Below are 13,955 nucleotides of genomic sequence, written 5' to 3'. Positions count from 1 at the left end.
TATCCTTATCTCAGAGCGCAGGCAAACCCAGATTTTCGCGCAATGTGCTGAATTCATACTCTTCGCGGAACAACCCGCGACGGCGTAATTCCGGGATCACCAGCTCGACAAACAACGAAAGCTGCTCCGGCATGATGGCGGGCATAATATTGAAACCGTCCGCGCCGCCCTGCTCCAGCCAGTGCTGGAAATCATCGGCGATATCTTCGGCGGTTCCCACCAGCACGCGATGACCGCGTGAACCTGCAGCAATCGCAGCCAGTTCACGCAGGGTCAGATTTTCGCGGTAGGCCAGATCCGTCAGCAGTTTCACACGGCTCTGATTGCCTTCCCCAGCAGGCACATCCGGCACCGGGCCGTCGAGCGGGAACTGGCTGAGATCCATATTAAAGCGGGTCGAAAGCTGACGAATACCGTTATCGATATCCACCAGTGAATTGAGTTCGCGCCAGGTTTCACGCGCTTCTTCCCGCGTGCGGCCCACGATCGGCATCACGCCGGGCAGGATCAGCACATGATCCGGGTTGCGCCCTGCGCCTTTTACCTGCTGTTTCTGCGAACGGTAAAACGTCTGTGCTTCTTCCAGCGTCGCGGCAGCGGTAAACACTACCTCGGCAGTGGCGGCTGCCAGCTTCTGGCCGTCAGCGGATGAACCGGCTTCAATAATGACCGGACGTCCCTGCGGTGAACGGGTGATATTCAGCGGTCCCTGCACCTGGAAATATTTCCCGCGATGATTAACCGGCTGAATTTTTTCATTCACGAAATACTGGCCGCTGTCTTTGTCCGGCGCGACGGCGCCTTCCTGCCAGCCTTCCCAAAGCTTAAACGCCACATCGAGAAACTCGTGCGCCACGGCGTAACGCTCGGCGTGCATCGGCATATCTTCCCGGCTGAAATTGCGTGCCACGTCGGTGGAAAACGACGTCACCACGTTCCACGCTGCACGGCCATGACTGATGTGATCCAGCGACGAAAAGCTGCGCGCCAGATTAAACGGATCGGTAAATGTGGTCGATGCGGTCGCCGCCAGCCCGATGTGACGGGTCTGCACCGCCAGCGCCGCCAGTAACGTCAGCGGCTCGAGGCGCGCCATGGTAGAAGGCAGCCGGTAAACGCTGGTCGCCAGCGCGTCACCGATGAAGAACATATCGAACTTGCCTTCTTCGGCTTTTTTGGCGATCCACGTCAGCCATTCTACGTCCGTTGGCGAACCGAGCTGTTCGGTTAAACGCCAGCCGCTGACGTGATGTCCGAGCGGTTGAACAAACAGGCCGAGGCGCAGCTTTCTGGTGTTTTCTGAAGAAGAAGTCATGAAATGTTCCTAAGAATAATGTTGATTTTCTGTCGCCCGCAGGGCTTTTTCGATGTGTTCAGCGGCCATGGAAAACGGCAGGCGCGCCGCGTTTTCGGCGGAGAACTTCACTTCACGGGCAATAGATGCAAGGATTTCATCGCGGTTACCGTTGAGTTCCGGCAGCGCCAGCGGCGCATCGTACTGACGCAGCAGCGCCAGCAGTTCCGGCTCCGGTTCACCGTTGTCGCTTTCCATCAGCGACTGCACCAGCAGGCCGAAACCGACTTTCTCGCCGTGCAGCCAGTCGTGCAGTTCAGGCTGATGGGTAAAACGGTTGTGAATGGCGTGCGCCACACCCGGTGCAGGCGTTTCATCGCGCATGCTGTTTGCCATGCCCGCCGCCGCGATATTGGCGTCGATCACTTTAATCAGCGCCGGTGTCACTTCATGGCGGGCGTTATCAAGCACCGCCTGCGCGCCGTATTTATCAAAGGTTTCCACCGCCAGTTTTGCCGCCTGAATCTTGAGATTCAGCGCCAGGCTGTCGTCGCTTTTCTGTTTATACGGACGGAATTCGTACCACTTCGCCAGCGCATCCACGATACCCGCCTTCAGATAACGGACATCGTTTTGGGCGATGACTTCGCTGTCCACCAGCACCATCAGCGGCATTCGCGATAACGGCTGACTGCGGACGTGCCCGCCATGCGCGTTGTAAATGATGCTCACCGGCGACCAGGCGGCGCAGGTGGCGGCCACCGTCGGCAGCGTCACCAGCACTACATCATCGATCAGATTCGCGATGGCTTTCGCGCAGTCCAGCACGCGTCCGCCGCCGATACCCAGCACCAGCGTGGCGTTTTGCGCTCGCACGGCGTTGAGATGCGTTTCGATCGCGGCATCGGTGCATTCGGTGGTCAGGAAATTCACCTGCCATCGGATCCCCGCCTCACGCAGGCTTTTTTCCAGCTGCGGATTCACCGCCTGCCAGGCTTTCGGGCTGGTGATAATGGCAATTTCATTCGAATGAACGGCAAGAAGTTCACCGGTGCGGGCACGCAGCCCCGGCTGATGGTGATAGGTTTGCGGTGATTTTATAGCGAACACGATGATGCCCTATTCTCTGGTCAGTAATTGAATAAACTGCCTGCCCGTAATAAACAGGAATTCGGATATTGGATATATTAAGTCGTTATATAAACATCGTACGAGAATTGAAAAAATAAACAAAGTTCTGATTACGGATCCTTATTCACTAATTCGCAATAGAATAGATGAATTTTAGCTATGGCAACAAAACTCCTTGCATCCTGTGCTGGATCAAAGAAATGATAGCGCTGTAAAGGGTTAATTTCATGAACAAAAACAGAAATATCGCCATCGGAATATACCGGTCTTTATTACTGTTTTTTGCCAAACACATTAATTAACCCTCAGAAAAACAGAGATTATTATGGCCTCACATCCGATTGATTTTCTTTTGCTTGGCAATAATTTTGGCACACCGGAAATGCGGGAAATCTGGTCAGAGAAAAATCGTCTGACGCAGCAAATAAATGTCGAAGTGGCGCTGGCATTAGCCGAAGGCGAACTTGGCGTGATCCCACAACCCGCGGCACTGTCGATAGCGGAAATGGCCGACGCCAGCCAGCTGAACGTTGACGATATCGCAGCGTCCGGTGCGCAGATGAAGCATTCCCTGATGCCGGTGCTGACGGCGCTGCAAAAACAGTGCGGCGAAGCCGGTGAATACATTCATTACGGCGCCACCACGCAGGATATCGTCGATACCGCCACGGTTTTGCAGCTCGCCCAGACAATGAAAGTGATCGTGCGTGACAGCACCGCGCTGGCGGACGTGCTGAAAATTCTGGCGCGCGAGCATCAGTACACCCTGATGGCGGGCCGTACCCACGGAATGCAGGCGTTGCCGACCACCTTCGGCTTTAAAGCCGCCGTCTGGCTGGATGAATTTATCCGCCATCTTGACCGCCTTCAGGCCATCACGCCGCGTCTGCTGACCGGCAATCTCAGCGGCGCGATCAGCACGTATGCCGCGCTCGGCGAAGCCGGCCCGGAAGTCGAACGCCGCACGCTGGCACGCCTTAATCTGAACACGCCGAATATTGGCTGGCAGGCGGCGCGCGACCGTTTCTCCGAATACGCCAGCACGGCAGTGCTCATCAGCGGCACGCTGGGCAAAATTGGCAACGAACTTTATAACCTGATGCGCACCGAAATTAATGAAGTCGAAGAACCGTTCAGCGCGGGGAAAATCGGCTCGACCACCATGCCGCATAAACGTAATCCAGCCGCCATCGAAGGTTTGGCCAGCCTGACCGCCCCGCTTTTACACAGCGCGTCGCTGATTTATCAGTCCATGCACGTCGAACACGAACGCGATGCCATGAGCTGGCGTGCGGAGTGGATCGCCCTGCCGGAAATCTCGATTTACCTTTCTGCCCAACTGCAAAACGCTCGTGCCATTTTGTCCGGCCTGACGGTCAATAAAGACCGCATGCTGGCGAATTTGCAGATGCAGGACGGCCTGCTGCTGTCGGAAAAAGTCATGTTTGAAGCCGGTAAAAAACTCGGCAAACAGACGGCGCATCATCTGGTTTACGAGTGTGCTATGCAGGCGTTCGAGAACCGTCTATCTTTTAAAACCGTGCTTTTAGCACACCCGGTTCTGGCCGCCAGCCTCTCAGAAGAAGATCTGGACCACTGGCTGGATCCGGCAAATTACATCGGCTGTGCGCCGCAAAAAGTGGATGACGTGATCCGCTTCGCCGAACAGTCCGGTCATTTATCATCCCCGGAGAAACCTGCGATATGACCCCACATTTCCGGCGGCTCAGTTCAGACGACAGGCACGAATATCTGTCGCTGATGCTGGCCGCATACGCCCCGATTAAAGCCCTCGGCATTCAGTTTGACGCGGCCACCGCCGATCTGGCGCGGGTGACGAAACATCTCGATGAACATGCGGTATTTGCCCTGTTTGACGGCGAGCACATGGTAGCCTCGGTCACTCTACGTTTCCCATGGGGCACGATGCCTGGCCCGATGGGCCTGCCACATATTGGCTGGTTCGGCACGCACCCGGACTACACAGGCCAGAATCTTGGAAAACAGCTGCTGGAATGGCTTGAAGACCACATCCTTATCGGCGAACTCAAAGCCCCGGCGTATTCGCTTGGCACCGCCACCAGCCATCCGTGGCTGCGCGAAATGTACATCAAACTGGGTTTTCAGCCGGTCTTCGAAAGAGACCTTGGCAAAGGCCATATCACGCTGTATCTGAAAAAGATCCTCGACGAAGAACGCCATGCCGGATGGCTGGCGCGTCAGCCAGCTTAAGGAGTTTTACATGTTGAATACCGGTCAGGAACATCAGGCGCTGGCGAAATTCATTGAGGATTTTCGCCATAACATGCACCGCCACCCTGAGCTTTCCAATCAGGAATTCGAGACCACGGCGCGTATTAAAGCCGTGCTGGAAAGTCATCAGATCCGCGTTCTGAATCTGCCGCTGAAAACCGGTCTGGTGGCCGAAATTGGCGGCCAGAAAGCCGGTAAGCTGGTGGTGTTACGTTCGGATATTGATGCCCTGCCAATAGAAGAAAAATCAGGTGTGGAATACACCTCGGAAAACCCGGGCGTAATGCACGCCTGCGGCCATGATTTCCACACTTCGGCGGCACTCGGCGCGGCGATTTTGCTCAAAGCGCGTGAGGAAACGCTTTCCGGTACTGTGCGCATTTTATTCCAGGCAGCGGAAGAAACCGGCCACGGCGCTCCGGCGCTGATTGAAACCGGCGCGCTCGACGCCGCCGCCGTCATCTTTGGTATTCACAACGACCCGACGTTGCCGGTCGGCATTATCGGCAGCAAAGATGGCGCACTCACCGCGGGCGTAGACCGTTTTGCCATCACCATTTCCGGCACCGGCAGCCACGCCGCCCGCCCGCATGAAGGCAATGATCCGATTATTATTGTCGGGCAAATCATCGGCGCATTGCAGACGCTGATTGCGCGCAACGTGCCGTCAGATCACAACGCGGTGGTGTCCGTCACGCAGGTTCACAGCGGCAGTACGTGGAACGTAATCCCCGATTCCGCCTGGCTCGAAGGTACAGTGCGCTCATTTAATCAGGACACCCGCGAGCTTATCGAACGCCGTTTCCGTCAGCTGCTCAAAGGCATCGCCGGTGCCTTTGATACGCAAATTGAACTCGACTGGCAGCCCGGCCCGCCGTCGGTGGTAAATACCGCTGAATGGGTGGATTTTGCACTGGCGCAGGCCGCCGGTTCGGGCTTTGAAGCGCGTCGCGTGGAAGCCAGCCCGATTGGCGAAGACTTCGCCTTCTATCAGCAAAAACTGCCCGGCGCATTCCTGATGATCGGCTCCGGCGGCCCGTTCGCGCTGCATCATCCGGAATTTCGCGTCGATGACCGCGCGCTCTTCCCGACCGCACATTATCTCGCGCAGCTGGCCGTTAACGCCCTTGAACGCCTCAGCCCGCTGGCCTGAAACAGGAAAAAACATGACACTGACTTCATCGCTGACAAAGCTTATTGTCAGTGCGCGTCCCTCCGCCGAAGCGCGTGAAAATGCCCGCGAAGGCCTGCTCGATTTTCTGGCCGTCACCCTGCCCGTTGTGCGCGGCGAAGCCGGCGATTCCGGGCTGAAAAGTTTGCAACAGGTTTACCGGACAGACGATGCGCAGACGCGCGCCGTGTTACTGGGTTACGCCGGTCATGCGCTGGATTTCGATGATTTCCACCCGGACTTTCGCGGTCATCCCGGCGTGGTGATTTTGCCTGCTTTACTGGCGCTGGCGGCCGATCGACCCGACATCAGCGGCGAGCAGTTTCTCAATGCCTGGGTGACGGGCGTGGAAACCGCTGGTCGCCTCGGACTGGCTGCCGGTTCGCAGCATTACAAACTGGGTTTCCACAATACCGCCACGCTCGGCACCATTGCCGCGGCGGCGGCCTGTGCGCGGCTGGTCAGCGCCAGTGAACCGGAAACGGCCCTTATTCTGGGGATGGCGGCTACCCAGGCGGGCGGTTTACGCGCGCAGTTTGGCAGCGCGGTTAAACCGCTGCACGCCGGGCTGGCGGCGCAGATTGCGGTTACATCCACGCTGCTGACACTGGCGGGTTTTCACGGTCAGTCAGAAAACGTGCTCGACAGCTTTTTCACTGCTTACTGCGCCGGTCAGCAGCAGCCGGAAAAACTCACCGAGAGCTGGGGCGCACCGTGGCGTATCGTCTCTCCGGGGCTGGAATTCAAACCTTATCCGACCTGTGGCGGCACGCACAGCGCCGCCGATGCCGCGCGGGCAATCCGCCATGACTGGCTGCAACAGGGGAACTCATTAAGCGAACTGAAAAATGCGGTGGAGCGGATTGAAATCTCTTTCCCGCCGGGCGGTGACATTGCAGCGTCGGTGCGCGTGCCGTCGAACGGTATTGAGGCACGTTTCAGCCTGGAATACGTGATTGCTGCCAGCCTGCTGCGCGACGCCTTGCTGATACAGGATTTCTCGGAAAACCCGCCGGATGCAGAAATCGCCGCGCTGGCTGCCCGTATCACCCGTCATCCGGATCTTAGCGCCCCGCCGGACGAGCTAAACCCGGCAGCCCGTTTTCATCAGGTGACGGTATTTTTACGCAACGGAGAAACGCGGCAAAAACGCTTTACGCGTCAGCAAAGTCTGGCGATTGCGTTCGATTTACCGGGGAAATTGCGCGCCTGTTTGCCGCATATGACGGACGCACAGCGGGCCAATATTGTGGCACTGAGCAGGCTGGAAAGCCGCGACAGTTTGCCGCAGCTGTGTGATTTACTTTTTAGAGCAGATTCTACAATACGGTAGACAGGAAATTGCGGACACGGACGTTCTCCGCTTCATCCAGCACAGTTTTCACCGGCCCCGACGCCACGATTTTTCCGCCTTCCATAAAGATCACGTTATCGGCGACTTCACGCGCAAAGCCAATTTCGTGCGTCACGATCACCATGGTGATCCCCGAATGCGCCAGCTTTTTGATGACCTGCAATACTTCGCCCACCAGTTCGGGATCGAGCGCCGACGTCGGCTCATCAAACAGCATCACTTCCGGATCCATCGCCAGCGCACGGGCAATCGCCACGCGCTGCTGCTGACCGCCGGAAAGCTGCTGCGGCCAGTCATCTTCACGGCTGGCTAACCCCACCTGCTGCAACAGCGCGCGGGCTTTGGTCAGCACCTGCTGACGGCTTTGTTTCTTCACGCGCAGCGGCGCATCGGTAATGTTTTGCAGCACCGTGCGGTGCGGGAACAGATTAAATTGCTGAAACACCATACCGGTACGGCTGCGCTGAGCGGCGATTTTCCCGCTGCTCAGTTCATACAGCGCGTTGCCTTTTTGCCGGTATCCGACCAGTTCGCCACCGATACGGATGGTGCCGCCGTCGAGTTTTTCCAGATGATTAATGCAGCGCAGCAACGTGGATTTCCCGGAACCGGAAGGCCCTAAAATCACCGTCACCGACCCCGCCGGAATATCCAGACTGATTTCGTCGAGAATGGTGTTTCCTGAAAAACGTTTGGTGACTTTCCGGAACTCAATCGCCTCACCCATGGCTGGTTTCTCCTGCATTCAGGCCGGTATTCACCGCCCGCGGCGTCTCGTCACGCGGTTTGGATTTACGTTTCACCTTGTGCAAACTGCTGCGGCTGAAATGACGCTCGACGTAATACTGAATCACCGACAGCAGCGACGTCAGCACCAGATACCACAGCGTCGCGACCAGCAATAACGGGATCACTTCATACGTTCGCTGATAAATAATCTGCGCGGAAAACAGCACGTCTTGCAGTGAAATCACCGACACCACCGCAGTGGTTTTAAGCTGACCGATCACTTCATTACCGGCTGGCGGCAGAATCGCCCGCATCGCTTGTGGCAACACGGTATGACGGAATATGGAAGCAGGCCGGTAACCGAGGGCACGCGCGGCTTCAATCTGGCCGGTGCCCACGCTCTGGATCCCCGCACGGATAATCTCAGCGGCATAAGCCGACTGGTGCATCACCAGCGCAATGACGGCAGCGCTGAACGGGCTGATTAATGAGTTGGCCGACGCACTCCAGATTTCACCTGCCCACGGCAGCGAAAACGAAATGGTCGGATACAGCGCGGCAATGTTGTACCAGAGAAACAGCTGAACCAGCATCGGCACGCCGCGGAAAAACCAGGTATACCCCCAGCTCACGGCGACCAGCACCGGATTGGACGATAACCGCATCAGCGCCAGCACGGTGCCGCCGGCAAAGCCGAAAATCACCGAAATGGCAGTCAGCTGCAACGTCATCAAGACGCCCTGCAAAATCGACGGGCCGGTGAAGTTTTCTGCAATCACTGACCATTCAAAACGCGGGTTATTGAGCATGGAATGGGCGGCAGCGCCCAGCACCAGAACGACGATCAGGGCGCTTATCCAGCGCCCGATGTATTTCTTACCGACGATCCGCAGCTCTTCCGGCTGCTGACCGTGTGTTTCAGTGCTCATCCGAAAATCTCTTCATTACGTTTGGATTCTTTCACTGCGCCAAAACCAATCGACCATTTATCAAGGATCTTCTGATAAGTCCCGTCTTTAATCAGCGAGTTAAGCGATGCCTGAACGGCCTCTTCCAGCGCAGATTGTTTCGGGAACGCAACCGAAACCGGTGCGTCATCCACATGAATGGTGCCGGACAGCGCCAGCGGCTTCACCTGGCTGACCTGATACGTCAGGCCTTCATACGGGCCAAAGAACATCGGTACGCGACCGCTGACCACAGCCTGCACGCCCGACGGACGGTCCGGGAATACGGCAATTTTGATCGGCTGTTTCCCCGCATCGGTGCAGATTTTGCTGGCCGCTTCGAGACGCCCTATTTGCGTCGTGCCCGCACCGGCACCGATTTCCTGCCCGCACACGGCATCAAAAGACGTAAACGGCGCGATATTGGCATCTTTACGGGAAATCACGCCCAGACGCGACGCATCGTAATAGCTGACAAAATCGACCTGCTCGAGGCGTTTTTTGGTGGCGTTAATATTGGAAAGCGCCACGTCATAGCGGCCTGATTTCAGCCCGGGAATGATGTTGTCGAAACCGCCAGTATCCTGCCAGCGCACGTCCACCCCCAGACGCGCCGCAACGGCATTCATCACGTCAATTTCACGCCCCGCGAGGGTTTTATTGTCTTCCTGGAAAAACGTGGTCGGCGGCGTATTCGGGTTGGTACCCGCGACAATATATCCGCGTTTAGCAATATCGGCTGGCAGTTTACTTTTCAGCGATTCATCGGCGGATACATGGAAAGTGGTAGAGGAAGGAACAATTTGCTCGGCTGCCCATGCAGTCGATAAATTCCCGGCAATCAGCAGCGGGAGCAATAACTTGGATAATGTCATGACGGGACCTTTTTCCTGGTGTAAACCCTGTGAAAAACCACAAAAATAGTGCGGTAAAAGCGGCAGAGTCTTTGCTGTTTATATTTCATCTCTGAATTAACACCTGTTCTGCCGATAGAACCGATTTTGCGGGTATATACCTTTTGGTGACAAATGAGAAAATGAGATAAGGATTTCACAAATATGGGAATGGTTATTACGCTGGCGCGTGGGTAATCCACACCTTGGGTTGCCACACAAACCTTGGGCTCGCCGCCCAAACTAGCCCAAAGGGCGCGTTACCGGGTCTCTGGTCGGTGTGGGCCGACGCCCACGACCTTGACCTTGAACTTGACCTTGACGTAACCCCCGCACGTGCGCCGAACCCACAGGTTTCCCGATTTCCGCAACTCCATAGCTACTATTGTTCTTTTACATCCCTTCCCCCTGACTTTAATAATCGTTGTTAATGATGTGTTGCGATTACAAGGGAAAACGATGGGATACCGCATAAGTTTGCTGGAAAAAAGTCCGCTTGATGAACATGAGGATGCCGCCGGGGCGCTGCGCCGGACGCTGGAACTGGCGAAGCTGGCAGAGCGCTGGGGCTATCACCGGTTCTGGCTGGCGGAACATCACAACAACGACAAACTCGCGATCTCCTCGCCGGAAATTGTCATCGCCTGGATCCTCGCGCATACGCAAAAACTGCGGGTCGGCTCAGGGGGTGTGATGCTGCAACATTACAGCCCGTACAAAGTCGCCGAGAATTTTAACCAGCTGGCATCACTTGCGCCTGGTCGTGTCGATATCGGTATCGGCAAAGCGCCGGGCGGATTGCCGCTTTCTACCCACGCGCTGCAATACGCTGTCGATCCGGCGCGCAAAGGCGAATTTGCGGATCAGCTGCGTCAGCTAGATGACTGGCTTTCTGTGCCGGTTCGCGGGCGCGGCGTGGATTCCCTTTCGGCCACGCCACAACCACCGCAGTCGGCATCGCGCTTTCTGCTTGGCGCGAGCGAACAAAGCGCCAGGCTGGCGGCCAGTCTCGGCTGGGAATTTGTTTTTGCTGCGCACCTTAATGCCGACGAACGCGACATTTCCAGCGCCCTTTCCGCTTATTCCTACGACAGCAACGGGCGACGCGCACTGCTCGCCGTGCCGGTGATTGTTGCCGACACCGCCGCTCAGGCCGCACGGCTGGTCGATAACACCCAGCGTTACCGTGTAACCGGCAGCGACGGCCAGAGCGTAAACGTCGGCAGTCTCGAACAGGCGGAAACGTATATCCGGCAATCCGGCGCGGCGTCGCATCAGATTGAAGAACGCCAGTCGGATGTGCTGCACGGCACCGGTGAGGACGTTCATCGCCAGCTGGAAGCGTTGCAGGCCCGTTACGGCGTGGAAGAATTCATTATCGACACACCGGTCGCTCAGCCGAAGGCGCGCCTGCGTTCACTCGAACTGCTAGCCGCGTCCAGCGTGGCGCTGGCATAAGGAAACGTACATGAGCCATCTGATCCGCCTTGCCCAGGAATCTGAAGCCGCGGCGCTGCATTCGCTGCTGCAAAAAGCCTATGAACCGCTGCTCGAACACGGCATCCATTTCACCATCACCCGCGCCAGCGTGGAGGATGTGCGGGATGTGATCCGCAATGAAACCACTTATGTGCTGGAAAAAGACGGCGAGCTGACGGCCACGCTGACGACACGTTTTCTGTGGACACCGGCGAAAAATCATCTCGCGCCCTGGCCTTTCGTTCACTGGTTTGCCGTGGCGGAACACGCCAAAGGACTAGGTTTTGGCAGCGAGATTATCCGTTATGTCGAAGAGACGTTTTTGCGCGACACGCTGAAATCCCCCGCCGTGTATCTGGCGACCGCCATCAAACACCCGTGGCTGACGGAGTTGTATCAGCGCCGGGGTTACGAGCCTTTTCATACCGCGACTAACCCGCTGGGCGTCGAGCTGGTTTATCTGCGAAAAGTGCTGATTCAGCAGGCTTTCGACGCGCAGGAACAGGCCCCGCTGGTGCGCTCCATCGCGGAATTACGCACGCTGGTTTGACCGCGCTTCAGCGCTATTTAATTCACGAATACTTTATCTCTGAGAGCCGTCCATTAAAGGGAAAGAAAATGACTCAACAACAAAAGATACGTCTTGGCGCTATTATTCAGGGCGCATCGGGAAATATGTCCGCATGGCGACATCCGGATGCCATTGCCGACGCCAGTATTAATATTCAGTTCTGCCAGCAATTAGCGCAAAGAGCCGAACAGGCTAAATTTGATTTCTTATTTGTGGCCGACGGGTTGTTCATTACTGAGAAATCAATCCCGCATTTTCTTAACCGTTTTGAACCGATTACGTTGCTTTCCGCACTGTCGCTGGTGACACAAAAAATCGGGCTGGTCGCGACGCTTTCCACCTCGTACAGCGAGCCGTTCACCGTCGCGCGCCAGTTCGCCAGCCTCGATCATCTCAGCGGTGGCCGCGCAGGCTGGAACGTCGTGACTTCTCCGCTGGAAGGTTCTGCCAAAAACTTCTCACGCGACAAACACCCGGAACACGACGAGCGTTACCGCATTGCCAGCGAATACGTCAGCGTGGTCAAAGGCTTATGGGATTCCTGGGAAAAAGACGCGTTTGTACGCAACAAAGCTACCGGCCAGTTCTTTGCGCCGGACAAACTGCATACGCTTAATCACCACGGCAAATATTTCTCGGTACAAGGTCCGCTGAACGTTGGCCGTTCTCCGCAAGGGCGTCCGGTCGTGTTCCAGGCCGGTGCATCCGAACAGGGAAAAGCCTTTGCAGCAGAAGCCGCCGACGCGATTTATACCCGTCAGGAAACGCCGGAGCTGGCACGCGAATTCCGTGAAGACGTCCGCCGTCAGCTGGTCGAAAATGGGCGTAATGCCGACGACATCCGCGTCTTCCAGGGTATCAGCGTGATTATCGGTGACACCGTCACAGATGCCGAACGTAAATACCAGGAAACTGCGCAGCTGGTGACGCTGGAAAGTGCGCTCGATTATCTGGGGCGTTACTTTGAGCATCACGATTTCGCGCAATATGACCCGGATGCGCCGTTCCCGGACATCGGCGATTTAGGTCAGAACAGCTTCCGCAGCACTACCGATGAAATCAAACGGAATGCTAAAGAGCGCGGGCTGACATTACGGCAAGCCGCGCTGGAAGCCGCCACGCCGCGCCCGACATTTTTCGGCACCGCCGAACACGTCGCCGACGGGCTGGAGCACTGGTTTACGTCAGGTGCAACGGACGGTTTTATCGTTCGGGGTGGCACACCGACCGCGTTTGATGACTTTATTGACTCCGTCATTCCAATTTTGCAGGCACGCGGGTTGTATCGTACCGAGTACGAAGAAGGGACGCTTCGCGGGAATCTGGGATTACGGGAGCCGGAGAATCAGTTCGTAGAGGTTGTGTATTCCGATGCACTGACGGTTTAAATTTTTGCTGAGACCGCAGCAAAAGGCGGTTTTTCACTTGCAGTGAGGGCCGGTGTTGACCGAGAAAGTTTCGGTTTCTCACTTACAGTGATCGCTCAGCGGCTGGCGCCGAAACCGCCCAAGAGAGGGAAGTGCTTTCCCTCTCTTGGATCTCTCCCCGCTTTTTCAACAAGCGCTATCGCTCGCTGGCTATGTTTCAGGTGCCACAGCTATTGCCGCGAAAACTTGCCGCTGCGCGGTTCCCTTTCTCGGTTTCGAGCCACAGGTCTCGAAACACTTCGTTCGGCAAGCTTTCTGAAAGCGGCTGGAGGCTTTCTGAATGTGCAAACATTTGCAAACGGTTCGTTTGCTCCTCCCCCTGCGAAGGGGGAGGTTGGGAGGGGGTTTAGCAGGTCACTGAGTCGCTAAAACCAACACCCCATCCCGGCCTTCCCCTCGTGAGAGGGGAAGGAGAAAACCAACAATCAGCCTGCATCTAACTTCCGAATTATATAGCCTCTGGCCGCTTTCAAAACGACGGCGAGTGAGGAGTGAGAAACAGCGAGAGTGTTTTTTCGAGCAGGTTCGAACCCGAGGCGAGAGAACCGCGCAGCGGCGGCGTTTGCGGCACTAGCAGGAGTTGCTGAAACATAGCCATCGAGCGGAGCGCGCAGTAAAAAAGACGCGGAGATTCCAAAGAGGGCTCGTCATAGCCCTCTTTGGTCGGTTTCGGCTCAGTGAGTTACGTAATCACAGTTATTGAGAA

General features: G+C 56.4%; 12 protein-coding genes. 7 read left to right on the top strand and 5 right to left on the bottom strand.

What is annotated here, in order from left to right:
* Positions 1 to 10: 10 nt before the first annotated feature.
* Both ACLBVC_RS10875 and ACLBVC_RS10870 read right to left on the bottom strand, forming a co-directional pair.
* Complete coding sequence (locus ACLBVC_RS10875) at positions 11 to 1,315, bottom strand: LLM class flavin-dependent oxidoreductase (protein WP_410149601.1); 1,305 nt, start codon at positions 1,313 to 1,315, stop codon at positions 11 to 13.
* Positions 1,316 to 1,324: 9 nt separating this feature from the next.
* Positions 1,325 to 2,404 carry an iron-containing alcohol dehydrogenase family protein gene (locus ACLBVC_RS10870; protein WP_410149600.1) on the bottom strand — a complete coding sequence of 360 codons (1,080 nt, stop codon included), beginning with the start codon at positions 2,402 to 2,404 and terminating at the stop codon, positions 1,325 to 1,327.
* A 346-nt stretch (positions 2,405 to 2,750) separates the two neighbouring features.
* Between ACLBVC_RS10870 and purB the strand changes: the two genes are divergently transcribed.
* The 4 genes from purB to ACLBVC_RS10850 are packed head-to-tail and all read left to right on the top strand — an operon-like array spanning position 2,751 to position 7,182.
* On the top strand, positions 2,751 to 4,133 hold the full coding sequence (purB, locus tag ACLBVC_RS10865; protein ID WP_410149599.1) for an adenylosuccinate lyase: 1,383 nt from the start codon (positions 2,751 to 2,753) through the stop codon (positions 4,131 to 4,133).
* The gene (locus ACLBVC_RS10860; protein WP_410149598.1) at positions 4,130 to 4,657 is read left to right on the top strand and encodes a GNAT family N-acetyltransferase; all 528 of its coding nucleotides are present in this window, start codon (positions 4,130 to 4,132) and stop codon (positions 4,655 to 4,657) included. Before purB ends, ACLBVC_RS10860 begins: the two co-directional genes overlap by 4 nt.
* A 10-nt stretch (positions 4,658 to 4,667) precedes the next feature.
* The gene (locus ACLBVC_RS10855) at positions 4,668 to 5,831 is read left to right on the top strand and encodes an amidohydrolase (protein WP_410149597.1); all 1,164 of its coding nucleotides are present in this window, start codon (positions 4,668 to 4,670) and stop codon (positions 5,829 to 5,831) included.
* Between the two features lie 13 nt (positions 5,832 to 5,844).
* Positions 5,845 to 7,182, top strand: a complete 1,338-nt coding sequence (locus ACLBVC_RS10850; protein WP_410149596.1) for an MmgE/PrpD family protein — start codon at positions 5,845 to 5,847, stop codon at positions 7,180 to 7,182.
* Here ACLBVC_RS10850 and ACLBVC_RS10845 read toward each other — a convergent pair.
* The 3 genes from ACLBVC_RS10845 to ACLBVC_RS10835 are packed head-to-tail and all read right to left on the bottom strand — an operon-like array spanning position 7,169 to position 9,754.
* Positions 7,169 to 7,930: an amino acid ABC transporter ATP-binding protein gene (locus ACLBVC_RS10845; protein ID WP_195815848.1), complete on the bottom strand. Its 762-nt coding sequence runs from the start codon at positions 7,928 to 7,930 to the stop codon at positions 7,169 to 7,171. The two genes, ACLBVC_RS10850 and ACLBVC_RS10845, sit on opposite strands and share 14 nt — an antisense overlap.
* Complete coding sequence (locus tag ACLBVC_RS10840; protein WP_410149595.1) at positions 7,923 to 8,861, bottom strand: amino acid ABC transporter permease; 939 nt, start codon at positions 8,859 to 8,861, stop codon at positions 7,923 to 7,925. Before ACLBVC_RS10840 ends, ACLBVC_RS10845 begins: the two co-directional genes overlap by 8 nt.
* Positions 8,858 to 9,754, bottom strand: a complete 897-nt coding sequence (locus tag ACLBVC_RS10835; protein ID WP_410149594.1) for an ABC transporter substrate-binding protein — start codon at positions 9,752 to 9,754, stop codon at positions 8,858 to 8,860. Before ACLBVC_RS10835 ends, ACLBVC_RS10840 begins: the two co-directional genes overlap by 4 nt.
* A gap of 477 nt (positions 9,755 to 10,231) precedes the next feature.
* Between ACLBVC_RS10835 and ACLBVC_RS10830 the strand changes: the two genes are divergently transcribed.
* The 3 genes from ACLBVC_RS10830 to ACLBVC_RS10820 all read left to right on the top strand — a co-directional run bounded on the left by ACLBVC_RS10830 (position 10,232) and on the right by ACLBVC_RS10820 (position 13,210).
* Positions 10,232 to 11,230 carry an LLM class flavin-dependent oxidoreductase gene (locus ACLBVC_RS10830; protein WP_410149593.1) on the top strand — a complete coding sequence of 333 codons (999 nt, stop codon included), beginning with the start codon at positions 10,232 to 10,234 and terminating at the stop codon, positions 11,228 to 11,230.
* A 10-nt stretch (positions 11,231 to 11,240) separates the two neighbouring features.
* Positions 11,241 to 11,801 carry a GNAT family N-acetyltransferase gene (locus ACLBVC_RS10825; RefSeq protein WP_410149592.1) on the top strand — a complete coding sequence of 187 codons (561 nt, stop codon included), beginning with the start codon at positions 11,241 to 11,243 and terminating at the stop codon, positions 11,799 to 11,801.
* A gap of 68 nt (positions 11,802 to 11,869) precedes the next feature.
* A complete protein-coding gene (locus tag ACLBVC_RS10820) occupies positions 11,870 to 13,210 on the top strand; it encodes an LLM class flavin-dependent oxidoreductase (RefSeq protein WP_410149591.1) in 1,341 nt (446 codons plus the stop codon).
* Positions 13,211 to 13,955 lie beyond the last annotated feature (745 nt).

Source organism: Rahnella selenatireducens (assembly GCF_046449555.1).
GTDB classification, from domain to species: Bacteria; Pseudomonadota; Gammaproteobacteria; order Enterobacterales; family Enterobacteriaceae; genus Rahnella; species Rahnella selenatireducens.
Note: the sequence above shows the minus strand (reverse complement) of the source record. Positions and strands in the feature narration are given on the sequence as shown.